Origin of the sequence: Kosakonia sp. S57 (assembly GCF_016516575.1) — a bacterium.
GTDB lineage: Bacteria > Pseudomonadota > Gammaproteobacteria > Enterobacterales > Enterobacteriaceae > Kosakonia > Kosakonia cowanii.
Genome location: NZ_JACVUL010000022.1, coordinates 66,662 through 92,896, shown reverse-complemented (window position 1 = coordinate 92,896; position 26,235 = coordinate 66,662). Strand labels below are relative to the sequence as shown.

Below are 26,235 nucleotides of genomic sequence, written 5' to 3'. Positions count from 1 at the left end.
TAAATCTGCCGTCACAGACTTCGAAGGTTCGAATCCTTCCCCCACCACCATCTCTTAAATAACTCCCCTCTCAATACACTCTCTACTCCTCCATATTCTCCATTCGGGGAAGGATGAGAAGCTTCGACTAAGGTTCGACTCGAGCATCGCGAGAGAGCGTTGCCGCAGGCAACGACCCGAAGGGCGAGGCGCGCAGCGACGAGTAATCCTTCCCCCCTGCTTATTCCGCTACCCTTCTTTTATATTTACCAGTTCTGCAACCGCTCTATTGCCCGATGGCGCTTCGCTTATCAGGCCTACAAAACCAGCGCCCAGTGTTGAATCGTGCAACATGCCATTGCCCGATGGCGCTTCGCTTATCGGGCCTACAACCCAGCGCCCAATGTTGAATCGTGCAACATGCCCGGTTCTGCATCGTGCCAACCCGTAGGCCGGATAAGGCGCAGCCGCCATCCGGCACGCAAACCGCACCGCGCCGAAAACAAAAAACCCTGCCGAAGCAGGGTTTATCATCGTCCATCCAGCGTAATCAGCGACGGGCGCGGACAATCTGGTATTTACGCGTTAAATACTCCACCGGCGCGCTCCAGATATGCACCAGGCGTGAGAACGGGAAGAGCACAAACAACGTCATGCCGAGCACCAGATGCACGCGGTAAATAAAGGCAACGCCATCGAGATGCGCGGAGGCACCGGTATGGAAGGTCACCACTGACTGCGCCCAGGCCACCAGCTTCATCATTTCGCTGCCGTCCATATGCTGCGCGGAGAACGGAATGGTCAGCAGACCGAGCGTACACTGCACCATCAGCAGGGTCATGATCAGAATATCTGCCGCCGTCGACGTGGCACGAATACGCGGATTAAAGAGACGGCGTTTGAGCAGCATCAGACCGCCGACCAGGCACAGCACACCGCTGGCACCGCCGCCGATCATCGCCATCTTCTGCTTCACTTCAATCGGCAGGAAGGATTCGTACATCCAGTGCGGCGTCAGCATGCCAAGAAAGTGACCGGCGAAAATCCCGAGGATGCCTAAATGAAACAGGTTGGATGCAATGTTCATCCCTTTACGGTCGAGCATCTGGCTCGAGCCCGCACGCCAGCTGTACTGCCCATAGTCATACCGCAGCCAGCTGCCAATCAGGAAGATTGCGCCCGCCATATAGGGATAGATGTCAAAGAAGAACATATTTAGGAAGTGCATTAGCGCTCTCCTCCTGTTGAGATATTCAGATATTGCGGCGCGACGGCACCGGCAAAACGACGCTGGTGCGCAGTAATGTCGGAATCGCCACAGCCCTGTTCAGCAAAGAACTTCACCTGCTCCTCTTCCCACACTGCGTCCAGCGCCTGCGGCGTGTCGTCACGCGCTTCGCCGGCAATTTTTTCCGCCACCTGCGCGTTATCCACCGCGGTTTTCGTCAGCGTCAGCAGCGCGTCAAACAGCGAGGCGTAATGGCTTTCACGCTGCTGTAAGCGCGCCTGTAACAGCGCCAGGATCGGCGCGATATCCTGTAAACCGCCAATCGCTTCAGCGGCTGGTAACTGCGCCAGATACTCCAGATAGAGCGGCAGATGGTCCGGCAGCTCGCGGCTGTCGAGCTGCAGCCCGTGGCGCTCATATTGCGCCAGCAGGTCCACCATCGCCTGGCCACGATCGCGCGATTCACCGTGCACATGTTCAAACAGCAGCAGTGAGGTGGCGCGACCGCGATCGAACAGCTCGCTGTAGGTAGCCTGCGCATCGAGCAGATCCTGCAAAGTCAGGTCACGTAAAAAAATGCCTACCTGCTGGGCATCCGCTTTCGACAAATTGTCGCCGGAGGCCAGCGCATCAAACAGCTCCTGCTGATGCTGCCACAGGGCAGCATCCGGGTACTCAAGCAGGCGGGAGATAACCAGCAGTTCAATCATGCGTGCGGCTCCGTTTTCACTGTCACATTCACCGCATCGATACGGCGGCTGTTGAACAGGTTGAATTTGTTATCCGAACCATGACACCCGTCGCCGAAGCTAAAGCCACACCCGCTCTTCTCCGGGAAGGCTTCACGCGCCAGTTCACGATGGCTGGACGGCACCACAAAACGGTCTTCATAGTTGGCGATGGCGAGATAGCGGTACATCTCCTGCGCCTGCGCTTCCGTCAGACCCACCTCTTCCAGCGCACGGGTATCAATCACGCCGTCGACGGTTTCAGCACGTTTGAAGTGACGCATCGCCAGCATACGTTTCAGCGCCAGCAGCACCGGCTGGGTATCACCGGCGGTCAGCAGGTTCGCCAGGTACTGCACCGGAATGCGCAGGCTCTCGACGTCCGGCAGAATGCCGTTGCTACCCAGTTCACCCGCATCGGCAGCGGACTGAATCGGTGACAGAGGCGGCACATACCAGACCATCGGCAGCGTGCGGTATTCCGGGTGCAGCGGCAGCGCCAGCTTCCAGTCCATCGCCATTTTGTAGACCGGCGATTTCTGCGCCGCGTCGATTACGCTCTGCGGTACGCCATCTTCCAGTGCCTGAGCGATTACCGCCGGATCGTGCGGATCGAGGAAGACATCCAGCTGACGCTGATAGAGGTCTTTCTCATTTTCGGTGCTGGCCGCGTTCTCAATCGCATCCGCGTCATACAGCAGCACGCCGAGGTAACGAATACGCCCTACGCAGGTTTCGGAGCAGACCGTCGGCATGCCCGCTTCGATACGCGGGTAGCAGAAGATGCACTTCTCAGACTTGCCGCTCTTCCAGTTGAAGTAGATTTTTTTGTACGGGCAGCCGGTAACGCACATGCGCCAGCCGCGGCATTTATCCTGATCGATCAGCACAATGCCATCTTCTTCACGTTTATAGATGGCACCGCTCGGGCAGGTGGCGACACAGGCCGGATTCAGACAGTGTTCGCACAGGCGCGGCAGATACATCATGAAGGTGTTTTCGAACTGGCCGTACATCGCCTTCTGCATATTTTCGAAGTTCTGATCGCGGCTCAGCTTCTCAAACTCGCCGCCAAGATCGTCTTCCCAGTTCGGGCCGGCGCTGATTTTGTTCATCCGCTGGCCGGTGATCAGCGAGCGCGGACGCGCAATCGGCTGATGCTTGCTTTCCGGCGCGTTATGCAGGTTCTGATAGTCAAAATCAAACGGCTCGTAGTAGTCATCGATGCCCGGCAGATGCGGGTTGGCGAAGATTTTACCCAGCAGCATCGCCCGGCCACCCATGCGCGGCTGCAGCTTGCCGTTGATTTTACGGATCCAGCCGCCCTTCCACTTCTCCTGGTTTTCCCAGTCGGTCGGAAAGCCGGTGCCCGGTTTGGTTTCGACGTTGTTAAACCACGCGTACTCCATCCCTTCGCGGCTGGTCCAGACGTTTTTACAGGTGACTGAACAGGTATGACAGCCGATGCACTTATCGAGATTCAGCACCATGCCGACTTGTGAACGAATTTTCATTTTGCGCTCTCCTGTACCTGGTCATTGCCTTCGCCATCCAACCAGTTAATGTTTTTCATCTTACGTACCACCACAAACTCATCGCGGTTGGACCCGACCGTGCCGTAATAGTTAAAGCCGTACGCCAGCTGCGCGTAGCCGCCGATCATGTGCGTCGGTTTCGGCGTAATACGCGTGACCGAGTTGTGAATGCCGCCGCGCTGGCCGGTGATCTCCGAGCCTGGCAGGTTCACAATGCGCTCCTGGGCGTGGTACATCATCGTCATACCGGACGGTACGCGCTGGCTGACCACCGCACGGGCGGTGAGTGCGCCGTTGCTGTTAAAGACCTCGATCCAGTCGTTATCGGCAATGCCCATCTCTTTGGCGTCGGTTTCACTCAGCCAGACAATCGGGCCGCCGCGACCGAGCGTCAGCATCAGCAAGTTGTCGCTATAAGTGGAGTGGATCCCCCACTTCTGGTGAGGCGTCAGGAAGTTGAGCGCTTTTTCCGGGTAGCCGTTGCCTTTCACGCCCAGCATCTCTTTTACCGAACGGGTGTTGATTGGCGGACGGTAGACCAGCAGGCTTTCGCCAAAGTCGCGCATCCACTGGTGATCCTGATAGAGCTGCTGACGGCCAGAGAGCGTACGCCACGGAATCAGCTCATGAACGTTGGTATAACCGGCGTTGTAAGAGACATGCTCATCTTCCAGGCCAGACCAGGTCGGGCTGGAGATGATTTTGCGCGGCTGCGCCTGAATATCGCGGAAGCGGATCTTCTCATCCTCTTTATTCAGCGCCAGATGCGTATGGTCGCGACCGGTAAATTCACTCAGCGCCGCCCATGCTTTCACCGCCACGTTGCCGTTGGTTTCCGGGGCGAGGGTGAGGATCATCTCTGCTGCATCGATGGCGCTATTAAGCATCGGCTGGCCTTTCGCCGGACCATCTGCTTTCACGTAGTTAAGCTTGCGCAGCAGATCCATTTCGCTCTGGGTATTCCACGCGATACCTTTGCCGCCGTTACCGATTTTCTCCATCAGCGGGCCGATAGAGGTAAAGCGCTCGTAGGTGGCCGGGTAATCGCGCTCCACCGGAATAATATGCGGTGCAGTTTTACCCGGGATAAGATCGCATTCGCCTTTTTTCCAGTCCTTCACGCCCAGCGGCTGTGCCAGCTCGGCGGCAGAGTCATGCTGGATCGGCAGCGTTACCACATCGGTCTCTTTGCCTAAATGGCCCATGCAGAGCGCAGAGAAAGATTTGGCGATGCCTTTATAGATTTCCCAGTCGCTTTTCGACTCCCACGCCGGGTCGACGGCGGCAGAGAGCGGATGAATAAACGGATGCATATCTGAGGTATTCATGTCGTCTTTCTCATACCAGGTCGCGGTCGGCAGCACGATGTCAGAGTAGAGACAGGTGCTGGAGAGACGGAAATCGAGCGTCACCACCAGGTCGAGTTTTCCGTCGAGGCCATTATCCTGCCACTCCACCTCTTCCGGTTTTACGCCGCCCTGTTTGCCCAGATCCTGGCCCTGAATACCGTGCTCGGTGCCGAGCAGATATTTGAGCATGTACTCATGCCCTTTCCCGGAGGAGCCCAGCAGGTTGGAGCGCCAGATAAAGAGGTTGCGCGGATGGTTTTTGCCGTTTTCCGGCTGCTCGGCGGCAAAGCGCAGCGAACCCTCTTTCAGAGACTTAACGGTGTAATCCACCGCTGACATGCCCGCTTTTTCCGCTTCGGCAGCAATACGCAGTGGGTTCGTACCCAGCTGCGGCGCAGAAGGCAGCCAGCCCATACGCTCGGCGCGGACGTTAAAATCAATCAGATGACCGCTGTAGCGGGATTTGTCCGCCATCGGCGAGAGGAACTCTTGCGCCGTCACCGTTTCATAACGCCACTGGCTGGAGTGGTTATAGAAGTAGGAGGTGCTGTTCATATGGCGCGCCGGACGCTGCCAGTCGAGGGCAAAGGCCAGCGGCTGCCAGCCGGTCTGCGGACGCAGTTTTTCCTGGCCGACATAGTGCGCCCAGCCGCCACCGCTCTGACCAACGCAGCCACAGAAGACCAGCATGTTAATCAGCCCGCGATAGTTCATATCGAGGTGATACCAGTGGTTCATCCCGGCACCGACGATGATCATCGAGCGACCGTGGGTTTTATCGGCGTTCTCGGCGAACTCGCGGGCAACGCGGATAATCTGCGCCTGCGGCACACCGGTCACTTTCTCTGCCCAGGCCGGCGTATAGGCTTTGATTTCGTCATAACGGCTGGCGCAGTTTTCATCACCCAGGCCGCGATCCAGACCGTAGTTGGCCATGTTCAGGTCATACACGGTGGTCACCAGCGCGCTGCTGCCATCCGCCAGTTGCAGGCGTTTGACCGGCAGTTTATGCAGCAGGATGTTATCCAGCGTGACACCCTGGAAGTGCTCGGTGTTGTCACCGCCAAAATAGGGGAAGCCAACCTGTGCAACGTCATCCTGTTTGCCCAGCAGGCTGAGGGTCAGCTCAACGTCCGCGCCGTTGCCGCCATCGCGCTGCTCAAGGTTCCACTTCCCTTTTTCGCCCCAGCGGAAACCAATCGAGCCGTTCGGCGCGATCATATTGCCTTCGCTATCCAGCGCGACGGTTTTCCACTCCGGGTTGTTCTGCTGGCCCAGTGCATCCACCAGATCGGCGGCGCGCAGCATGCGGCCCGCGGCGTAGTAGCCATCACGCTCTTCCAGCATCACCAGCATCGGCATGTCGGTGTAGCGACGGACATAATCGGTAAAGTACTGGCTCGGCTTATCGAGGTGGAATTCACGCAGCATCACGTGCCCCATCGCCAGCGCCATTGCCGCATCGGTGCCCTGCTTCGGCGCCAGCCACAAATCGCACAGCTTAGCGATTTCCGCGTAGTCCGGAGTGATGGCGACGGTTTTGGTCCCTTTGTAGCGAACTTCGGTAAAGAAGTGCGCATCCGGGGTACGGGTCTGCGGCACGTTAGAGCCCCAGGCGAGGATATAGCTGGAGTTGTACCAATCGGCCGATTCCGGCACGTCGGTCTGCTCGCCCCAGGTCTGCGGTGAAGCAGGCGGCAAGTCGCAGTACCAGTCGTAGAAGCTCAGGCAGGTGCCGCCAATCAGCGACAGATAGCGTGCGCCGGAGGCGTAAGAGACCATCGACATCGCCGGGATCGGCGAGAAGCCTGCCACGCGGTCCGGGCCGTAGGTTTTCACGGTGTAGACGTTAGAGGCGGCAATCAGTTCATTCACCTCCTGCCAGGAGGAGCGCACAAAGCCACCGCGTCCGCGCGCCTGCTTAAAGCTCTTCGCTTTATCAGCGTCTTCAATGATAGAAGCCCAGGCATTCACCGGATCGCTGTGCTGCGCTTTCGCTTCACGCCAGAGTTTGATCAGACGTTTACGCATCAGGGGGTATTTCAGGCGGTTGGCGCTGTAAAGATACCAGGAGTAGCTCGCCCCGCGCGGGCAGCCGCGTGGTTCGTGGTTCGGCATATCAGGACGGGTACGCGGGTAGTCCGTTTGCTGGGTTTCCCAGGTGACCAGGCCGTTCTTGACGAAAATTTGCCAGCTGCACGAGCCGGTGCAGTTTACGCCATGGGTAGAGCGCACGATTTTGTCGTGCTGCCAGCGGCTGCGGTATCCATCCTCCCAGTCCCGGTTGGTGTTTACGAGCTGGCCGTGCCCATCGGCAAAGGTTTCGCCTTTCTGTTTAAAGTAGCGAAACCGGTCCAGGAATTTACTCATCGGGGGTTCTCCTGTTGGAGCCTGTACGGCTCTCTGGCTAAATCGACATTGCTGCATTTGCCGCGAAGGTAACCCCCGCAAAGACAAAGAGAATTGATGATGATCAAGCCGCCATAGCGCGCCATTTATGCGCCGGCAACGGAGTACTCCCAAAGAGTTATCGATGATTTTTGCGTAACTAGTTGATTAACATAAATATATTATATTTAGTTACTGAATTATTCAGATTTATCCCGGTATCCAGGTATTAAGGGGTAGACGCCGCTGCGATGCGATAGCGGTCACAGTGCTGGCCGAAGCAGGCGCAGTATGACCATAAGTATGTTGTAACTATATAGAGGGCAAAAAAAATGCGCGACCGAAGCCGCGCAACGATAATCAACACACTACATTTATTATTGTTTTTTACGCCCGTATATCGCCCAGGTGATCACCACACAGGCGATATAGAACACGAGAAACACTTTCATCGCACCCGCCGGTGAGCCGGTCAGCGCCAGCGAGGTACCAAACGCTTTCGGGATAAAGAAGCCGCCAATCGCGCCAATCGCCGAGATAAAGCCCAGTGCGGCCGCCGTTTCCGTCGCGGCTTCACGCATTGCGTCGCTCTCGCTACCGCCCGCTTTCTTCACCCGCTCCATGGTCATCTTACGGAAGATAACGGAGATCATCTGGAAGGTGGAACCGCTGCCCAGCCCGGCAGTGAGGAACAGCACCAGGAAGACGCAGAAGAAGGCAGTGAAGTTGCCGCCCTCGCCGTTCGACGGCAGTGTCAGGAACAGCAAGGCGCTGAAGATCGCCATCACTACAAAGTTAACCAGCGTCACGCGCGTTCCGCCAAGACGGTCGGAAATCGCGCCGCCTGCGGAACGTGCCAGCGCGCCAACCAGTGGCCCAAAGAAGGCAAAGTGCAGGATCTGCACCTCCGGGAACTGGGTTTTTGACAGCATCGCAAAGCCGGCGGAGAAGCCGATAAACGAGCCGAAGGTCGCCAGGTAGAGGAAGCTCATGATCCACAAATGCGAGCGCTTAAGCACCGGCAATTGCGCGCTGAGGGAGGCTTTTGAGGTCGCCAGTTCGTTCATGCCGAACCATGCCGCGAGGGTAAACACCGCCAGGAACGGTACCCAGATCCACGCTGCGTTTTGCAGGTAGAGCATGGTGCCATCAGGCTGGGTTACGCCACCGCCGCCAAAGGCAGCAAAGATGGAGAACGAGACCGCCAGCGGCGCAATCAGCTGCATCACGCTGACGCCAAGGTTGCCGAAGCCGCCATTGATGCCAAGCGCCCCGCCCTGCTTCTCTTTCGGGAAGAAGAAGCTGATGTTTGCCATGCTGGAGGCAAAGTTCGCCCCGGCAAAACCGCACAGCAGGGAGATAATGATAAATGTGCTGAATGGCGTGGAGGTATCCTGCACCGCAAAACCGAGCCAGACGCAGGGAATAATCAGAATGCCGGTGCTGAATGCCGTCCAGCGACGACCGCCAAAGACCGGTACCATAAAGGAGTACGGTACGCGCAGCAGCGCGCCGGAGACCGATGGCAGCGCCGTCAGCATAAAGAGCTGGTCTGTGGTGAACTGAAAGCCCACTTTGGGGAGATTCACCGCCACTGCGCTAAACAGCATCCAGACGCAGAACGCTAAAAGCAGGCAGGGCACGGAGATCCACAGATTGCGGCTGGCAATCTGCTGCCCCTGCTGCTGCCAGAAAACCGGATCTTCGGGACGCCACTCGGTAATAACCCGTGATGACGAACGCGAATCCGGAACGGATGTTTGATGCATAGACACCTCTGATGTGCAGTTTGATGCCTGCCACATTAATTTCTGTGGCGCGCGTTAAGTTGATATAAATCAAAGGAAAAGCTGGCGTTATAAAGCGCAAAAAAACATCATGCTCATTTATGAGTAGCATTTACCTTCAAAAAAGGTGTGGTTTTTCACAGCGCTGACCGCTGCCGGGTCGTTTGCCCCTCCGAATGTCAGCCTGCTGGCAATAAAGGAGTAACTCTTTGTGGGTATGGGTATACTCCAGGCGATAGCTGACAATAACGCCACCCGCACCTTTCGCGGCCAAGGAGTCTCATTTCCCCATGCTTAAACGCCTCTTTTCACCGATGTCGCTGGTCAGCCAACTGGCCGTACTGATGCTGTTATCCACGCTGATTGGCGTGACCGGTATGGCGGTCTCCGGCTGGCTGGTGCAGGGCGTTCAGGGCAGCGCGCACGCCATCAACAAAGCGGGCTCGCTGCGTATGCAGAGCTACCGGCTGATGTCGGCCATCCCGCTGCAGGAAGATGAGCAATATCTGTTGGATGAGATGGAGCACACCGCTTTCAGCCCGGAACTGGCGCTGGCGGCGAAACGCGATGGCCAGCAGGCACAGCTTGCTGATTTGCAAACCTACTGGCACAACGTGGTGATCCCGGCGATCAAAGATGCCCGGCAGCCGGCGCAGGTCGCGGAGATCATCGCCGTCTTCGTTGGGCGCATCGATAAACTGGTCTCCGCGTTTGACAGCAATACCGAGCACCGCATCGCCGAAGTGGTCGTGCTGCACCGGGTGATGGCGATCCTGATGGGCTTGCTGATTCTGATTGCGCTGGTGTGGCTGCGGGCACGCCTGCTCCGTCCGTGGCAGCAGCTGCTGCATATGGCGCGCGCCGTCAGCCAGCGTGATTTTACCCAGCGCGCCCATATCAGCGGCGGCAACGAGATGGCGACGCTTGGCGAGGCGCTGAACAATATGTCTGCGGAGCTGGGCGAGAGTTACGCGGTGCTTGAGCGGCGCGTACAGGAGAAGACCGCCGGGCTTGAGCAAAAAAACGAGATCCTCTCCTTCTTATGGCAGGCCAACCATCGCCTGCATTCACGCATTCCGATGTGCGAGCGCCTCTCGCCGGTGCTCAACGGCTTACAGAATCTGACCCTGCTGCACGATATTGAACTGCGTGTTTACGACCTGGAAGATGAAGAAAACCACCAGGAGTTTACCTGCCAGTCGACGGCCAGCTGCGATATCAAAGGCTGCCACCTCTGCCCGCGCGACGGCAAATTGATTGAATCGACCGGCATTGGCTCAACGCTCAAATGGCGGCTGGCGGATGCCCATATGCAGTACGGCTTGCTGCTGGCGAAGCTGCCGCCGGGCCGCCATTTAAGCCATGACCAGCAGCAGCTGGTTGATACCCTGGTTGAACAGCTTACCGCCACGCTGGCGCTCGATCGCCATCAGGATCGTCAGCAGCAATTAATGGTGATGGAGGAGCGCGCGACCATTGCCCGCGAGCTGCATGATTCCATCGCCCAGTCCCTCTCCTGTATGAAGATGCAGGTCAGCTGTTTGCAGATGCAGGGCGACGAAATCCCCGAGAGCAGCCGCCAGTTGCTGAGCCAGATCCGCAATGAACTCAATACCTCATGGGCGCAGCTGCGCGAGCTGCTGACCACTTTCCGCTTACAGCTCACCGAGCCGGGGCTGCGCCCGGCGCTGGAGTCCAGCTGTCAGGAGTACAGCGCCCATTTTGGCTTCGACGTGCGGCTTGATTACCAGCTTCCGCCGCGCGTTGTCCCGGCGCATCAGGCCATTCATCTGTTGCAGATCGCCCGCGAGGCGCTGAGCAACGCGTTAAAACACTCCGGCGCAACCGCGGTCAGCGTCGCCGTGCAGCAACAGGAAAACCGGGTGGTATTGCGCATCAGCGATAACGGGTGCGGGATCCCGGACAATGCGGAACGAACCAACCACTACGGATTAATTATTATGCGTGACCGAGCGCAAAGCCTGCGCGGCGACTGCCAGGTGCGTCCCGGAGCCTCCGGGGGGACTGACGTTGTCGTGACGTTTATACCCGAAACGTTTCTCTCATCCATGCAAGGAGATAACCATGAGTAATCAGGATCCGGCAACTATCCTGCTGATCGACGACCATCCGATGCTGCGTACCGGTGTGAAGCAGTTAATTAGCATGGCCCATGACATCAGCGTCGTTGGCGAGGCCAGCAATGGCGAGCAAGGCATTGAGCTGGCGGAGTCGCTGGACCCGGATCTGATCCTGCTCGATCTCAATATGCCGGGCATGAACGGGCTGGAAACCCTCGACAAGCTGCGGGAGAAAACCCTTTCCGGGCGGATTGTGGTGTTCAGCGTCTCCAATCATGAAGAGGATGTGGTCACCGCTCTGAAGCGCGGTGCCGATGGCTACCTGCTGAAAGATATGGAGCCGGAAGATTTGCTGAAGGCGTTGCAGCAGGCGGCGGCTGGGGAAATGGTGCTGAGCGAAGCGCTGACCCCGGTGCTGGCGGCCAGCCTGCGCGCTAACCGCGCGACCACCGATCGCGATATCTCCCAGTTAACGCCGCGCGAGCGCGACATCCTGAAACTGATCGCCCAGGGGCTGCCGAACAAGATGATTGCCCGCCGCCTGGATATCACCGAGAGCACGGTGAAAGTGCACGTCAAACATATGCTGAAAAAGATGAAGCTTAAATCCCGCGTCGAAGCGGCGGTCTGGGTACACCAGGAGCGGGTTTTCTGATCACGGCGCGGCTGGCAGCGACCAGTCCGTACCGCCTTCCGTTGCCGGTGGGATCACCGGCTCGGTCAGTTTCAGCACAATGGTGTTGGACTCCACTTTCTGCCCCTTCTCATCCTCCACCAGCACCGACAGCGTCCAGCTGTTGCTCGCCCCTTCGCTACTATCCCAGCGCGGCATAATCAACGTCCAGCCATCGCCGCTGCGCGCATTCACCGGCGGCGTCAGGCTCAGCGCCTGGGTATCGCCCTGCCAGGTCAGGCTGCGAATACCGTGCGTGCTGTGGATTTGCAGCTTAAGCGCCACCGTTTCCCCCGGCTGAAGATCCCAGGGCGGCGTCGCCAGAAAGACGGAGAGGGTTTTGCGCTGGCGATACTCAAACACCGGCAGATTGTTGCGCGTCGGGCTATCGTAGCGGCTACCGCGCAGGGAGCGGCTAACGGCAACTTCAGAGGGAGAGAGTTGCTTATGCAGCGGCACGCCAAAGCGGTAGTTGAGTTTTAACCCCAGATCGTTCTGGCTTACCCCGCTCTCCCCCTGGCGATGCTCGGCGGTGATGGTCACCAGCGGCACCGGGGTGTAATTGACCCCAAGTTTGACGGCGACCGGGTTGTGATAGCCGGTGCCGCTGTCAAACAGATCGACATTGTCGCCAAAGTACTGCTCAACGCTGACGCTAGTGTTGACGTACTGGTAGAACGGCAGCCGCGCCTGTGCGGTGACATCATAGCCGCGCGCCATGCGCTGCTGCTGCGTCGCCGTGTCATAACGCCAGTGGCTCACCGGCTGGTAGTAGTTGGCCGACAGACGCAGGTATTCGCCCCACGCTTCCGCGCCAAACCCAGCGCGGCCGGTATTCTCTTCCAGTTGGGTGTCGTAAAAAGTGTTGTAGCCAAGCAGCCAGTCGCCTGCCACCCAGCGCTGCCCGAGACCCACGTTACCGGTTAGCCCGCTATCCTGCTGCGTAAGGCCCAGCTGGCTCCAGCTCAGATAACGGTTATTGTCCTGTAACGGTACAAACCAGTCGCCGTGGCTACCGTTAAACTGCCCTTCGTTATCCACTTTCAGATCGACAGTGGCATTGCCCCACGGCGAAAGCCAGGACTCCACCTGATGATTGACCTCCCCGCTCACCACATCGCGCAGCTGCCCAAAGGCGAACTGGCGCGCCTGCTGACCGGCGCTGAGATCGCTGTCGGTCATGCTCGCTTCACCAAACGCTTTCGCCACCTCGGCAAAGTGTTTCTCCTGCGCATCCGTCTCCGGTGCCATGCTGAGATCCGGCAGGCCGTCGCCATTGTTATCGAACGGGTTTTCCGCCTGCTGCACATATTTGCTCTGCAGCGCATGGGCATCGCCTCCCGCCACTAAAATGGCAAGAAGGGAGAGAAGTGGAGAGGTAAAGGAGCAGCGCATCACGACGTTAACGGGGTTCCTGGGCTAAATTTGTGAAGTAAGTCACTTAGTCTAGCGGTTTTAGCGGACGATTACAGCCGCTGGCGATATATCAGGAAAATCCCTAATCGACGCGCCTCGCTGCGGCTACAGTTAATGCATCCTTGTCACGAGAGACGCGTCATGAAAACAAAAATAACTCTGCTCTGCGGCTGGATGCTGCTCTGCGGCGCGCAGGCCAGCGCCACTCCCCTCTTCACGCTGCAATCCCCGGCCTTTGCCGATAACGCGATGATGGAGAAAAAATTCGCCGGCAACGCCAGCAACAACCCCAACTGCACCGGCGAAAACCTCTCGCCAGCGCTGGTGTGGAGTAACGCCCCGACCAACACGCAGAGTTTTGCGCTGATCGTGCACGACCCGGAGGGCGCACGCGGGCTGGGTGTGACGCATCTGGTGGCTTATAACATCGCGCCCTCCAGCGCGGGCTTTGCGCAAAACGCGCTGCGCGATGGCAAAGGCTTTACCGGCGGGAAAAACACGCCCGGCAATTTCCGCTGGCATGGCCCCTGCCCACCACCGGGCAGCGGCGCGCATCACTACACCTTCACCCTTATTGCTACCTCGCTGCCACCGACCTTACAGGAGGGGCTGACCCGCGAGGAGCTTTTCAGCAAGCTTAAGGGCAACACCCTTGCCGCCGCCGGGCTGATTGGCCGCTTCGGGCAGTGATTTTACCTTTGCGCCGCCCGCGCGGCGCAGTAGCATAGCCCTTTTCGCTACGGTTAATCGAAGGAGTGACAATGCAAAACGTTGTGATCATCGCCAATGGTGCGGCCTACGGAAGTGAATCGCTGTTTAACAGCCTGCGGCTGGCAATTGCGCTGCGCGAACAGGAGGAGCCTGTCGCGCTGAAGCTGTTTTTAATGTCCGATGCGGTGACCGCCGGGCTGCGCGGCCAGAAGCCCGCTGAGGGCTATAACATTCAGCAGATGCTGGAGATCCTTACCGCCCAGGGCGTGCCGGTGAAGCTGTGCAAGACCTGCGCCGACGGACGCGGCGTCAGCGCGCTGCCGCTGGTCGAAGGCGTGGAGATCGGTACCCTTGTCGAGCTGGCGCAGTGGACACTGGCGGCAGACAAAGTATTAACTTTCTAATGGAACGGCGAGTTTAATACAATTTTCTTATGGATGGCTTTGCGTCATCAAGTTTGCCTGCTGTGTTGCCGATAGCCACTTAAGACAAACACAGCAGGTACAATAAAAATGTTCACATCGATCAAGGCCCGGATTATGGCGGCGACGGCAGGTTGTCTTACTGTCGCCTTGCTGCTTAACACCATCATCAACTACCAGGTTACACGCCAGCACAACCAGCAAACCCAACAGGATATTCTCTCCAGCACCCGCGACAGCCATGGCATTGCCATTGCCGACTGGGTCGCCAGCAAAACCGCAATGATCGCCTCCCTGCAAAGCGTGGCGTTAACGGACGATCCAGTACCGGTATTTGCCCAAATTGCCCGCGCCGGCGGGTTTATCAACGTCTACGTTGGCTACGCCAGCAAAACCGCCAAGTTCTCCGATCCCGGCGGCGTCCCGGCGGATTACGATCCGACCATTCGACCGTGGTATCAGCAGGCAGTGAAGGCCGATGCGCCGGTGGTTACCGCCCCCTATGTTGATGCCAGCACCGGTCAACTGGTAGTGACCTTTGCCGTGCCGGTAAAAGAGAACGGCACGCTGAAGGGCGTGGTCGCCGGGGATGTCTCGATGACCAGCGTGGTGGCTAACGTGCGCGGCATCAGCCCGACGCCGCACAGCAGCGGTATGCTGCTTGCCAGCGATGGCTCAGTGATCGCCGCCGCCGATGAAAAGCTGACGATGAAACCCTTCTCTGATGCTATTCACGGCGTCTCCTTTGCTGAACTGAGCAACGGAAAAACCGTCTCTGGCGAGTATGCTGGGGATGAGAAGTCGCTTTTAGCCAGCCGGGTAAAAGGAACAGACTGGTTGCTGGTGGTCGCCCTCGATGGGGATGACGCCACCGCCGGTCTGCGCGCGCAGTTAAAAGCCTCCGCCGTGTCGCTGATTGTGCTGGTGATTATTGCCGGGGCATTGATGCAGTGGATGGTCGCAGCGCTGCTTAAACGCCTGGTGGTGATCCGCGATGCGATGAACGCCATCAGCAGCGGCACCAACGACCTCTCCCAGCGCCTGCCGGAGAGCGGTAACGATGAGGTGGCGCAGATCGCCCACGCCTTTAACGCCTTTAGCGACAAGCTGGCGGTGGTGATGGTGAAACTGCGCGACTCCACCCACTCGGTGCAGCTGGCGGCGCAGGAGATTGCCGCCGGGAACCAGGATCTCTCCGGGCGCACGGAGCAGGCGGCCTCCAGCCTGCGTGAAACCGCCAGCGCCGTAGAGCAGATCACCGCGTCGGTCGCGCAATCCACCGATGCCGCAGCACAAGCGAATACCCAGGCGCATGTCGCATCAGAAGCCGCTTCGCGCGGCGGTCAGGTGGTGACGCAGGCCATTAACACCATGCAGTCAATTGAAGTCGCCTCGGCGAAGATTGGCGATATTACCAGCGTTATTGATGCCATCGCCTTCCAGACCAATATCCTGGCGCTTAACGCCTCGGTGGAAGCGGCGCGCGCCGGTGAACAGGGTCGTGGCTTTGCGGTGGTCGCGGGGGAAGTACGCAATCTCGCCAGCCGCAGCGCGCAGGCGGCGAAGGAGATTAAAACGCTGATTGACTCCACCACCGACAGCGTTGCCACCGGCTCGCGCTATGTGCGGCTGGCGGGCGACAGCATGACCGATATCGTCACCAGCATCGACAGCGTATCGGTGATCATGCGCGAAATCACCGTCGCCACCAGCGAGCAGATGAAAGGTATTCAGGAGATCAATCATGCGGTGATAAATCTTGACCGTATGGTGCAGCAGAACGCCGAGCTGGTCGTCGAGTCAACCGCCGCTGCCGGGGCGCTGCGCGCGCAAGCGGGTGAACTTGCCGACACTGCCGGACATTTCCGCATTTAATCTTTTACCGGCGCGTGAAGACCACGGTTTTTCGCGCCGGATCTCCCCCCTCACCGCAGATTGTTATTTTTGTTTAATCCTTACGTCATTTGTTGATCAAAATCAGCATCTGGCTAACGGTCGTTTGGTGTGATGCACGGAGTGTTTTGTGAACAACATCACGCAGGGATGGCGTTATTCAAATGACGGGGTTAAAAAAATGGCGGTAGTAAAAGCAAGTTTGAAACTGTTTGGCGGGGATACGGTAGTGGTTCGCTGTTCTGAAAATTGCCATATCCATCTGATGTGTGAGAAGAGCCGCAGGCCGAATGCGCAGGCGGATATTCTGAGTGTCCAGAACCGGGCCAGCGCCTATCTTTCGGTGCCATACAGCGGCATCTGGAGCGTACTGATCGATAGCCACAGCCAGTCGCTGGAGCACTCGATCAGCTACGTTGCGGCGTAAACACCATTCTTAGCAGGCAAAACCAGGCACCATTTCCGGGCCTGGTTTGTCCCCCTCCAGCAGCATACGCACTCTTCCCACCAGTTCATTCAGGCAATCATCGTGCATGCCGAGCTTAATCAGCTCCTGCTCAAGGGAGAAGAGGTACTGGGCATTGGTGCCAAGCGGTCCGCTGGCGGCAGCGATCAGCGGCGCGATGGTTTGCGCGCGGGTATCTGACTCATAGAGCGGGTGGCGCGGATCCATAATAAACACCAGCGCATTAACCACGCGGCCATCGTCGAGCGAAAGTTTGTACCAGCTCGGCAGATAGCAGCCGGTGATCATCTCCCGTTTCCACAGCAGCGTCAGGTCGTCGTGCAGGCTCTCTTCCGACAACCGGTAAGCCACGCCGGTGGTGCGCCCGCCCTCTTTCAGTGCAAGCATGCGCCCTGGCTGACACGCGGTACCGCGCCCGGCAGTCAGGCGCAAACAGAAGGCGCGATGCCAGCCGACCAGCGTACCCGGGCAGGATTCATCGAACTCCATCGCCGGGTTCCACATCAGCGAACCGTAGCCAAAAATCCACACCGGGCCATCATCCGGCCGACAGGCCAGCGTCGCCGCCAGCGAGGACGCCCGCTGCTCAGCCGACCACAACAACGACTCTTCTATGTCGCCAAACGCCGTTTTGCAATCGGCCGTTCGCAAGAAATCACGCGTTAACATCTTTTACCTCCGCCACTGCCTGCGTCCTTGCGACTGCTTTACTGCTGCCTTCCCGACATACGCCGTCGTTTCAACGCAGCGCCATATGACGATATGCAATTCACGCGCCGCATGCAACAGCATCAATCCATCGAATAAAGCTATAAATGGCGGAGGTGGCGCTGCTACGCGCTATTTCTTCTTATGCCACTTGTCGTCATCCCCCTTCTCATACTCATTTTTGACCGCCGCCCAGGCGACGCGGTGCGCCGTCTCTTCCCGGCTGGCATCGCCGCGGCGGTCATCTTTATCTTTGTATTGATCCCAGGCGCTGTTAAATGCCTCTTTATAGATCTCCTGCGCATGGGCTGGAAGAACGTGTTGCACGCTGTCGGGCAGTTCGGATTTTGCTTTATATGGCACTTTTCTGCTCCTTGTTGGGCTAAAAGGTTAAGTCTGGTCGACAACCCGCCTCAGCGCCAGGCATGGAAGATAAATGACTTTTTAATTTAACTATCGCTATGTTTATATTTAATTATTTCCAGAAAAGAGCAATTTTCTCGGCTTTACAACAGAAAAAAATTTACTGCGGTAAAAATAGGTAAAAATGACCACGTAAATGCGACTTTTTTGCTATTTTAATCACCTTGCGTTCTTTATCTATACTTCAACAACACTGCCCTCTGAGGAGAATCATAATGACAACAACCCACGAGGCGGTTAAAACCCGCCACAAGGAGACCACGCTCATTTTCCCGGTGCTGGCGCTGGCCGTGCTGCTCTTCTGGGGAAGCTCGCAGTCACTGCCGGCGATAGTCGGAATCAATGTGCTGGCGCTGGTCGGGATTTTAGCCAGTGCCTTTAGCGTGGTGCGCCACGCTGACGTTCTTGCCCATCGTCTGGGCGAACCTTTCGGCTCGTTAATTCTGAGCCTCTCCGTCGTTATCCTCGAAGTGAGCCTCATCTCGGCGCTGATGGCAACCGGCGATGCCGCGCCGACGCTGATGCGCGATACGCTCTACTCCATCATTATGATTGTTACCGGCGGGCTGGTGGGTTTCTCGCTGCTGCTGGGCGGGCGTAAATTTGCCACGCAGTACGTCAATCTGTTTGGCATCAAGCAGTATCTGATCGCCCTCTTTCCGCTGGCGATTATCGTGCTGGTCTTCCCGATGGCGCTTCCGGAAGCGAACTTCACCACCGGCCAGGCGCTGCTGGTGGCGCTTATCTCGGCGGCGATGTATGGCGTGTTTCTGCTGATCCAGACCAAAACCCATCAGAGCCTGTTTGTCTATGAGCATGAAGATGACGGCGACGATCCGCACCACGGTAAGCCGTCGGCGCACGGCAATTTCTGGCACACCGCGTGGCTGATTGTGCATCTGATTGCGGTGATTGCGGTGACCAAGATGAACGCGCAGCCGCTGGAAGCGCTGCTGACGGAAGTGAACGCCCCGGTGGCCTTTACCGGCTTCCTCGTCGCGCTGCTGATCCTCTCACCGGAAGGGCTGGGGGCGTTAAAAGCAGTGCTGAACAACCAGGTGCAGCGCGCGATGAATCTCTTCTTCGGTTCGGTGCTGGCGACTATTTCGCTGACCGTACCGGTGGTCACGCTGATTGCCTGGTTCACTGGCAACGATCTGGTGTTCGGCCTCGATGCGCCGGAGATGATTGTGATGGTGGCATCACTGATGCTGTGCCAGATCTCCTTCTCGACCGGGCGCACCAATGTGCTTAACGGCGCGGCGCATCTGGCGCTGTTCGCCGCCTACCTGATGACCATCTTCGCCTGAGTTATTCGGATACAAAAAACCCCGCTTTCGCGGGGTTTTTCTTTTACGCTTCGGTGTTGAGCTCGTCGAAGTTCTTCACCAGATCGTCAATCGCTTTAATCTGCTGCAGGAACGGCTCCAGCTTCGCCAGCGGCAGCGCCGACGGGCCGTCGCACTTGGCGTTATCCGGGTCCGGGTGGGCTTCAATAAACAGACCGGCAAGACCGGTTGCCATGCCCGCGCGCGCCAGCTCGGCGACCTGACCACGACGGCCGCCGGACGCGGCGCCAAACGGGTCGCGGCACTGCAGCGCGTGGGTGACGTCAAAGATCACCGGCGAGTTGTTGGAGACTTTTTTCATCACGCTGAAGCCGAGCATGTCGACCACCAGGTTGTCATAACCGAAGTTCGCGCCGCGATCGCAGAGGATAACTTTGTCGTTACCGCCCTCGATAAATTTGTCGACGATATTGCCCATCTGGCCCGGGCTTACGAACTGCGGTTTTTTGACGTTAATCACCGCGCCGGTTTTCGCCATCGCTTCCACCAGATCGGTCTGGCGGGCAAGGAAGGCCGGAAGCTGGATCACATCCACCACTTCGGAGACCGGCTGGGCCTGGCTTGCTTCGTGCACGTCGGTGATCAGTTTGACGCCAAAGGTCTGCTTCAGCTCCTGGAAAATCTTCATCCCCTCTTCCAGACCCGGCCCACGGTAGGACTTGATGGAAGAGCGGTTGGCTTTATCGAAAGAGGCTTTGAACACGTACGGGATGCCCAGCTTCTGGGTCATGGTGACGTAGTGCTCACAAATGCGCATGGCTAAATCGCGGGATTCCAGCACGTTCATGCCGCCGAACAGCACGAACGGCAGGTCGTTCGCCACGTTGATGTCGCCAATGCTGACCACTTTTTGTTTCATAAAATCGCCTTATCGAGTGTGAATGCTTAATGCAGGGTAATCTGTTTATGGGAAATCGTGTTGATCTGCGCGCGGATCATTTCGCTGATTGGATCTTCCGGGCACTGCTCGACAAAATAGCTTAAGTCATGCAGCGCCACGTGGTCGCAGTCCAGCTGCGCATAAATCAGCCCGCGATCGCGGATCTCATACGGATCTTCCGGATTGAACTGCAGTAACGCTTCGCTGGCGCGCAGGGCCAGCTCCATCTGCTGCTCTTCCATCAACGCCGACTTCAGGGTATCCAGCAGTTTGCGGATCACTTCAGCGTTGTCTGCCTCATCAAGGTCTTCGTTAAACAGCTCGGCCACCGGGCTGATATTGCCCTTCAGCCAAACTTCGAGCGTATGTTCGTCCAGCGTGTCGCCATTAAACGGGTTAATCAGCCACATTTCGCCATCCAGCCACTCACCGCGCAGAATCAGCTGCGTCGGGAAAATAACCGGAGTCAGCGGAATATTGAGCCGCCCGGCGACCCACAGCAGAATCGCCCCCAGCGACACGGCGCTGCCCTGGCGGTTCTGCAACACTTTATCCAGCCACAGCGCATCGGAGAGACGGTAGACGCCGCGGGTATCTTTGAAGCCCCATTCGCCGTAAAACAGCGCGAGGAGCTCCTCCAGTTGATGCTCCTGAGGCTTTGCCTGACTGATCTCTTCACGGGCAAGCGCGAGCAGATGCTCCAGTTCGTCTTGTACGTATTGTGAAGGAAAATCATCGCGTATCAGCTCGGAAACAAGGATCATCCCGTCGCATAATGGCGCTTTGTTAAATTCGAAATCAGCTAACGACCTCATGTCTTACCCCAGTATCGGTACTTTTGTGGCGGCGAGTTTAATGATGATGTACAGCACCACCAGCCCCAGCATAAAGGCGATAAAACCTGCCTGCTGGCCGCGCGGACGATGTCGCCCGAGCGCAATAAAACCCAAAACGATATAGATGATAACGCCAAACAGCTTTTCAGTCAGCCATGCGCCTTTAACAGTAAAAGGCAAATAGCCGGTCAGAGCTATCAACCCCACGCCGCTGAGCAGCAAAACGCTATCGACAATGTGCGGTAACACCCGCACCCAACGCGCCTGAAAGCGGGGATTGTTGCTCCAGCGCCACCAGTAACGCAGGGTGAACAGGCTAATGGTCAGCGCCACCGACGTCAAATGTAACGTAATCAGGATGTTAAAGAGGCACATTCCCTGTTGCTCCCGTTACGGCCGCCGTCCCAGCGTCAGGCGTTCGTTATCACCATAATCCCGGCAGGTTTCTACCTGCTGCCAGCCGTAGCGGGCAAAAATCTCGCGCACCGCCGCACCCTGCTGCCAGCCATGCTCCAGCAACAGCCAGCCCTGCGGCAGTAAGTAGCGCGGTGCGTCTTTAATCAGCGTGTGGAGATCCGCAAGGCCATTATCCGCCGCCACCAATGCGCTGAGCGGTTCAAAGCGCACATCGCCCTGCGCCAGATGGGGATCCTGCGCATCAATATAGGGGGGGTTGCTGACGATAAGCGAAAATTGCTGCCCCTCAAGGGCGCTAAACCAGCGGCTCTGCACAATCTCGATATTGCGGATACCGAGATGATCGGCGTTACGCTGCGCCAGCGCGACCGCGTCAGGGATGAGATCGACGGCGGTGACCTGGCAATCTGGCCGCTCGCTGGCCAGCGCCAGCGCAATTGCACCGGTGCCGGTACCCAAATCAAGGATGCGGCACGGCGCGGCGGGAAGCCGGGCGAGCGCCTGCTCGACCAGACACTCGGTATCGGGGCGCGGGATCAGCGTCACGGGCGAGACGAACAACGGCAGCGACCAGAATTCGCGCTCACCAATCAGATGCGCGACCGGCTCGCCGCGCACGCGCCGGGCCAGTAACGCGGCAAGCTGCTCCTGCTGCTCGCCCGTAAGAGGCGTTTCACCGAAGGCGAGAATAAAGGTGCGCGCTTTGCCGGTGACAAAGCCGAGCAGGATCTCGGCATCGCGCCGCGGGCTTTCACTGGCCTGCAGCTGGCTGACTGCCTCGCGCAACCACTGTTGATACTCCATCAATCCTGCTCGGAGAGCGCCGCCAGCTGGTCGGCCTGGTACTCCTGCACGATCGGTTCGATCAGCGCATCAAGCTTGCCTTCCATCACCTCATCCAGACGGTAGAGCGTCAGGTTGATGCGGTGGTCGGTCACACGACCCTGCGGGAAGTTATAGGTGCGGTTGCGGTCGCTGCGATCGCCGCTGCCAAGCAGGTTACGGCGCGTGGAGGCCTCCGTCTGCTGGCGTTTCGCCACTTCAGCCGCGCGAATGCGCGCGCCGAGCACCGAAAGCGCTTTGGCTTTGTTTTTGTGCTGCGAACGCTCATCCTGGCACTCCACCACAATGCCGGTCGGCAAGTGGGTAATACGGATCGCCGAGTCGGTGGTGTTAACGTGCTGACCGCCCGCGCCGGAGGAGCGGAAGGTGTCGATACGCAGATCCGCCGGGTTGATATCCGGCAGTTCCGCTTCCGGCAGCTCCGGCATCACCGCAACGGTACAGGCGGAGGTGTGAATGCGCCCCTGCGATTCGGTGGCCGGAACGCGCTGCACGCGGTGCCCGCCCGATTCAAACTTCAGACGGCCATAGACGCCGTCGCCGCTGATTTTGGCAATCACCTCTTTATAGCCGCCATGCTCGCCTTCGTTGGCGCTCATGATCTCAACGCGCCAGCGGCGGGCCTCGGCATAACGGCTGTACATGCGGAACAGATCGCCGGCAAACAGCGCGGCTTCATCCCCGCCGGTCCCGGCGCGGACTTCGACAAACGCGTTGCGCTCATCATCGGGATCTTGCGGCAGCAGCAGCACCTGTAAATGCTGCTCAAGCTGCTCGCTTTTCTCTTTTGCGTCGCGTAACTCCTCTTGCGCCATTTCGCGCATTTCGGGGTCCTCGAGCATCATCTGCGCGGTCTCGATATCGTCCTGCGTCTGTCGCCAGTCGGTAAAACAGCGGGAAACGTCGCTCAGCTGCGCATATTCGCGCGACAGGGCACGGAAGCGATCCTGATCGGCGATGGTTTGCGCGTCGCCCAGCAGCGCCTGAACTTCTTCATGGCGTTCATGCAGGGCTTCCAGTTTGGCAACGATAGAAGGCTTCATAGGCGTAAAGGCACCTTTTAGTAATTATCAGGAGTGTGGTGTGCTAATCCAGCCCGAGGCTGTTGCGCAGAATATGCAGGCGATCGTCATCCCCGTCACGGGCGGCCTGCTGAAGAGATTTGGTTGGGGCGTGGATCAAACGGTTGGTCAGCTTCCACGCCAGGTCCTGCATAATGGTCTGCGGATCGCCGCCCTGCTCCAGCGCAGCGAGCGCTTTTGCCGTCAGCTCATCGCGAACCTGTTCTGACTGGCTGCGGTAGTCGCGAATCGTCTCGCTGGCGCTTTGCGCACGCAGCCAGGCCATAAACTCGCTGGTCTCCTGGGCGACGATAGTTTCCGCCTGCACCGCCGCGGCTTTGCGCTGCGCCAGGTTGTGCTGAATGATGCTTTGCAGATCGTCGACGCTGTAGAGATAGGCGTTGGCAATTTCACCCACTTCCGGCTCAACGTCGCGCGGAACGGCGATATCCACCAGCAGCATCGGCTTATTGCGACGCGCCTTCATTGCCCGCTCGACCATCCCTTTACCAATAATCGGCAGCGGGCTGGCGGTCGAACTGATGACGATATCGGCATCTTTCAGGCGCTCATCAATTTCGCTCAGGCCGATCACTTCCGCCCCGACCTCAGTCGCCAGCAGCTCCGCGCGCTCGCGGGTGCGGTTGGCGATGATCATATTTTGTACTTTGTGCTCGCGCAGATGGCGCGCCACCAGTTCAATGGTCTCGCCCGCGCCGACCAGCAGCACGGTAACCGTCGACAGGGATTCAAAGATCTGCCGCGCGAGGGTACAGGCAGCAAAAGCGACCGACACGGCGCTGGCGCCGATATCGGTTTCCGTGCGCACGCGCTTGGCGACAGAGAAGGATTTCTGGAACATTCGTTCCAGCTCGCTGGCATTTCCGTGTCCGCGATGGGAGTCGGCATAGGCTTTTTTCACCTGGCCGAGGATCTGCGGCTCGCCGAGCACCAGCGAATCAAGCCCGCTCGCCACGCGCATTAAATGGCTGACGGCGTCGTTATCTTCGTGCCAGTAGAGGCTCTGACGAACCTCATCTTCACGTAAATGGTGATAATCGCAGAGCCAGCGCACCAGCGCTTCCTGTAAGTTCTCCCGCTCTTCGACGCTCAGATAGAGCTCGGTGCGGTTACAGGTTGAGAGCACCACGCCCCCCTGCACCATCGGCTGCGCCAACAGGCTTTCCAGCGCCTGATCAAGCGTTTCCGGCGAAAACGCAATACGTTCTCGCAACGCAACAGGTGCTGTTTTATGGTTGATGCCGAGTGCTAAAAGGGTCATGGGCGCGGGAATAGTACCAACGTTGATAAGGTTAGACTGCACGCATCATACAGGATGAGCCCAGTCAATAAAAGGGAGACTATCCTTTCGGAGTAATTGGTCTTTTTATGATTTAAGACAACGTGAACGTAGACGCTCTTTCTGTGCGGCGCTAGCATTAAGCTTCTGTCTGTAAACTGTTACAAGGATTTGTCATCGTTATGATTCTGTCGGATTTCCGCCTCATTCGCCTGCTACCGCTGGCAAGCCTCGTGCTCACCGCCTGTACCCTGACCGCGCCGAAAGGGCCGGGAAAAAGCCCTGATGCGCCGCAGTGGCGTCAGCATCAGCAGCAGGTGCGCGATTTACACCAGTACCAGACGCGCGGCGCGTTTGCTTATCTCTCTGATGAGCAAAAAGTCTATGCCCGCTTCTTCTGGCAGCAAACCGGCCAGGATCGCTACCGCTTACTGCTCACCAACCCGCTGGGCAGCACCGAGCTTGAGCTGAAGGCGCAGCCGGGCAATGTTGAGCTGGTGGATAATAAAGGTAAGCACTACACCGCCGACGACGCGGAAGAGATGATTGGTAAGCTGACCGGCATGCCGATTCCGCTTAACAGCCTGCGCCAGTGGATCCTCGGCCTGCCGGGCGACGCCACCGATTACAAACTCGACGACCAGTATCGCCTGAGCCAGGTTAACTACAGCCAGGACGGCAAGAGCTGGAAAGTGGTATATGGCGGTTATGACAGCAAAACCCAGCCAGCCCTGCCTTCCAATATGGAGCTGAGCGACGGCAAGCAGCGCATCAAGTTAAAGATGGATAACTGGATCGTTAAATGATGACCTGGCCTGCTCCGGCAAAACTTAATCTCTTTTTATACATCACCGGCCAGCGTGAGGATGGTTACCACACGCTGCAAACGCTGTTTCAGTTTCTCGATTATGGCGACACGTTGACCATCGAGCCGCGCCGGGACGGCAAAATCTGCCTGCTGACGCCGGTCGAGGGCGTGCCCGATGAGGAGAACCTGATCGTTCGCGCGGCGCGCTTGTTGATGAAACGCGCCGCCGAGACCGAGCGCCTGACCCCAGGTTGTGGTGCGGACATCGCCATTGAAAAACGTCTGCCGATGGGCGGCGGGCTTGGCGGCGGCTCGTCGAATGCGGCAACGGTGCTGGTGGCGCTTAACCATCTCTGGCAGTGCGGGCTGAGCGTCGATGAACTGGCGCAGCTGGGTTTAACGCTTGGTGCCGATGTACCGGTGTTTGTGCGCGGCCATGCGGCGTTTGCTGAAGGGGTCGGCGAGCTGCTTACGCCGGTCGATCCGCCGGAAAAATGGTACCTGGTCGCCCACCCGGGCGTCAGCATTCCGACGCCGCTTATCTTTGGCGATCCTGAACTCCCGCGCAATACGCCCGTCAGGTCAATCAATACGTTACTGAATTGTGAATTCGGCAACGATTGCGAGGTTATCGCAAGAAAACGTTTTCGTGAGGTTGATGCGGCGCTTTCCTGGCTGTTAGAATACGCGCCGTCGCGCCTGACTGGCACAGGAGCCTGTGTCTTTGCCGAATTTGACACCGAATCCTCCGCTCGTCAGGTGCTTGAGCAAGCCCCGGAATGGCTGAACGGTTTTGTCGCGCGAGGCGTTAACCTCTCGCCGCTAGCACAAACCATCGCCGGGCAAGCTGAGTCACGGTGACAACGTCACTTGTTCCAGACGTTGCATCGCGCTCTTTAATACACCGCATGGATAGTTTTTCGCCCTGACCGCACATTTTGGCGTATCCTATCC

At 58.0% G+C, this 26,235-nt stretch carries 23 protein-coding genes and 1 other RNA gene; 10 read left to right on the top strand and 14 right to left on the bottom strand.

Annotated features, from left to right (window positions below; all coding sequences use genetic code 11):
- Positions 1-92: 92 nt before the first annotated feature.
- Positions 93-223, top strand: a non-coding RNA gene (locus tag IAE48_RS19330) — RtT sRNA.
- A 306-nt stretch (positions 224-529) separates the two neighbouring features.
- Here the strand turns inward: IAE48_RS19330 and narI are convergent.
- From narI to IAE48_RS19305, 5 genes are all read right to left on the bottom strand, one after another.
- Positions 530-1,207: a respiratory nitrate reductase subunit gamma gene (gene narI, locus IAE48_RS19325; RefSeq protein WP_094419766.1), complete on the bottom strand. Its 678-nt coding sequence runs from the start codon at positions 1,205-1,207 to the stop codon at positions 530-532.
- Positions 1,207-1,917, bottom strand: coding sequence for a nitrate reductase molybdenum cofactor assembly chaperone (gene narJ, locus IAE48_RS19320; protein ID WP_200135311.1), 711 nt, complete (start codon positions 1,915-1,917; stop codon positions 1,207-1,209). The genes narI and narJ overlap by 1 nt, the downstream gene beginning before the upstream one ends.
- Positions 1,914-3,449, bottom strand: coding sequence for a nitrate reductase subunit beta (gene narH / locus IAE48_RS19315; RefSeq protein WP_054803460.1), 1,536 nt, complete (start codon positions 3,447-3,449; stop codon positions 1,914-1,916). The genes narJ and narH overlap by 4 nt, the downstream gene beginning before the upstream one ends.
- On the bottom strand, positions 3,446-7,189 hold the full coding sequence (locus IAE48_RS19310; RefSeq protein WP_200135310.1) for a nitrate reductase subunit alpha: 3,744 nt from the start codon (positions 7,187-7,189) through the stop codon (positions 3,446-3,448). Before IAE48_RS19310 ends, narH begins: the two co-directional genes overlap by 4 nt.
- Positions 7,190-7,584: 395 nt before the next feature.
- Complete coding sequence (locus IAE48_RS19305; protein ID WP_200135309.1) at positions 7,585-8,976, bottom strand: NarK family nitrate/nitrite MFS transporter; 1,392 nt, start codon at positions 8,974-8,976, stop codon at positions 7,585-7,587.
- Positions 8,977-9,284: 308 nt separating this feature from the next.
- Between IAE48_RS19305 and narX the strand changes: the two genes are divergently transcribed.
- The gene (gene narX, locus IAE48_RS19300) at positions 9,285-11,087 is read left to right on the top strand and encodes a nitrate/nitrite two-component system sensor histidine kinase NarX (protein WP_200135308.1); all 1,803 of its coding nucleotides are present in this window, start codon (positions 9,285-9,287) and stop codon (positions 11,085-11,087) included.
- On the top strand, positions 11,080-11,730 hold the full coding sequence (gene narL / locus IAE48_RS19295; RefSeq protein WP_200135307.1) for a two-component system response regulator NarL: 651 nt from the start codon (positions 11,080-11,082) through the stop codon (positions 11,728-11,730). The genes narX and narL overlap by 8 nt, the downstream gene beginning before the upstream one ends.
- On the opposite strand, the gene IAE48_RS19290 is transcribed toward narL, so the two are convergent.
- Positions 11,731-13,143, bottom strand: a complete 1,413-nt coding sequence (locus IAE48_RS19290; protein ID WP_200135317.1) for a YchO/YchP family invasin — start codon at positions 13,141-13,143, stop codon at positions 11,731-11,733.
- A 195-nt stretch (positions 13,144-13,338) separates the two neighbouring features.
- On the opposite strand from IAE48_RS19290, the gene IAE48_RS19285 reads away from it, so the two are divergent.
- The 4 genes from IAE48_RS19285 (at position 13,339) to IAE48_RS19270 (ending at position 16,617) form a co-directional block, all read left to right on the top strand.
- The gene (locus IAE48_RS19285; RefSeq protein ID WP_233631669.1) at positions 13,339-13,854 is read left to right on the top strand and encodes a YbhB/YbcL family Raf kinase inhibitor-like protein; all 516 of its coding nucleotides are present in this window, start codon (positions 13,339-13,341) and stop codon (positions 13,852-13,854) included.
- A gap of 71 nt (positions 13,855-13,925) precedes the next feature.
- Positions 13,926-14,279, top strand: a complete 354-nt coding sequence (locus tag IAE48_RS19280) for a DsrE/DsrF/TusD sulfur relay family protein (protein WP_128482854.1) — start codon at positions 13,926-13,928, stop codon at positions 14,277-14,279.
- 108 nt (positions 14,280-14,387) lie between these two features.
- Complete coding sequence (locus tag IAE48_RS19275; RefSeq protein WP_200135305.1) at positions 14,388-16,172, top strand: methyl-accepting chemotaxis protein; 1,785 nt, start codon at positions 14,388-14,390, stop codon at positions 16,170-16,172.
- 199 nt (positions 16,173-16,371) lie between these two features.
- On the top strand, positions 16,372-16,617 hold the full coding sequence (locus tag IAE48_RS19270) for a DUF1883 domain-containing protein (protein WP_023478761.1): 246 nt from the start codon (positions 16,372-16,374) through the stop codon (positions 16,615-16,617).
- Between the two features lie 9 nt (positions 16,618-16,626).
- On the opposite strand, the gene IAE48_RS19265 is transcribed toward IAE48_RS19270, so the two are convergent.
- Positions 16,627-17,325 (bottom strand): gamma-glutamylcyclotransferase, encoded by a 699-nt coding sequence (locus IAE48_RS19265; protein WP_200135304.1) that lies wholly within the window; start codon positions 17,323-17,325, stop codon positions 16,627-16,629.
- A gap of 171 nt (positions 17,326-17,496) precedes the next feature.
- Positions 17,497-17,727 carry a putative cation transport regulator ChaB gene (gene chaB / locus IAE48_RS19260; protein ID WP_023478915.1) on the bottom strand — a complete coding sequence of 77 codons (231 nt, stop codon included), beginning with the start codon at positions 17,725-17,727 and terminating at the stop codon, positions 17,497-17,499.
- A gap of 275 nt (positions 17,728-18,002) precedes the next feature.
- Between chaB and chaA the strand changes: the two genes are divergently transcribed.
- The gene (chaA, locus tag IAE48_RS19255; protein WP_054803465.1) at positions 18,003-19,097 is read left to right on the top strand and encodes a sodium-potassium/proton antiporter ChaA; all 1,095 of its coding nucleotides are present in this window, start codon (positions 18,003-18,005) and stop codon (positions 19,095-19,097) included.
- A gap of 43 nt (positions 19,098-19,140) precedes the next feature.
- Here the strand turns inward: chaA and kdsA are convergent, their stop codons facing one another.
- The 6 genes from kdsA to hemA are packed head-to-tail and all read right to left on the bottom strand — an operon-like array spanning position 19,141 to position 24,455.
- Entirely contained in the window at positions 19,141-19,995 is an 855-nt protein-coding gene (gene kdsA / locus IAE48_RS19250) for a 3-deoxy-8-phosphooctulonate synthase (RefSeq protein ID WP_200135303.1), read from the bottom strand.
- Between the two features lie 26 nt (positions 19,996-20,021).
- Positions 20,022-20,831, bottom strand: a complete 810-nt coding sequence (gene sirB1, locus IAE48_RS19245; RefSeq protein ID WP_023478892.1) for an invasion regulator SirB1 — start codon at positions 20,829-20,831, stop codon at positions 20,022-20,024.
- Between the two features lie 3 nt (positions 20,832-20,834).
- Positions 20,835-21,227: an invasion regulator SirB2 gene (gene sirB2 / locus IAE48_RS19240; RefSeq protein ID WP_023478628.1), complete on the bottom strand. Its 393-nt coding sequence runs from the start codon at positions 21,225-21,227 to the stop codon at positions 20,835-20,837.
- 15 nt (positions 21,228-21,242) lie between these two features.
- A complete protein-coding gene (gene prmC, locus IAE48_RS19235; RefSeq protein ID WP_200135302.1) occupies positions 21,243-22,073 on the bottom strand; it encodes a peptide chain release factor N(5)-glutamine methyltransferase in 831 nt (276 codons plus the stop codon).
- The gene (gene prfA, locus IAE48_RS19230) at positions 22,073-23,155 is read right to left on the bottom strand and encodes a peptide chain release factor 1 (protein WP_076769944.1); all 1,083 of its coding nucleotides are present in this window, start codon (positions 23,153-23,155) and stop codon (positions 22,073-22,075) included. The genes prmC and prfA overlap by 1 nt, the downstream gene beginning before the upstream one ends.
- A gap of 43 nt (positions 23,156-23,198) precedes the next feature.
- Positions 23,199-24,455 carry a glutamyl-tRNA reductase gene (gene hemA / locus IAE48_RS19225; RefSeq protein ID WP_094419753.1) on the bottom strand — a complete coding sequence of 419 codons (1,257 nt, stop codon included), beginning with the start codon at positions 24,453-24,455 and terminating at the stop codon, positions 23,199-23,201.
- A gap of 200 nt (positions 24,456-24,655) precedes the next feature.
- Between hemA and lolB the strand changes: the two genes are divergently transcribed.
- Positions 24,656-25,279, top strand: a complete 624-nt coding sequence (gene lolB / locus IAE48_RS19220) for a lipoprotein insertase outer membrane protein LolB (RefSeq protein WP_023478783.1) — start codon at positions 24,656-24,658, stop codon at positions 25,277-25,279.
- Positions 25,276-26,142: a 4-(cytidine 5'-diphospho)-2-C-methyl-D-erythritol kinase gene (gene ispE, locus IAE48_RS19215; RefSeq protein ID WP_200135301.1), complete on the top strand. Its 867-nt coding sequence runs from the start codon at positions 25,276-25,278 to the stop codon at positions 26,140-26,142. The genes lolB and ispE overlap by 4 nt, the downstream gene beginning before the upstream one ends.
- Positions 26,143-26,235: the final 93 nt, after the last annotated feature.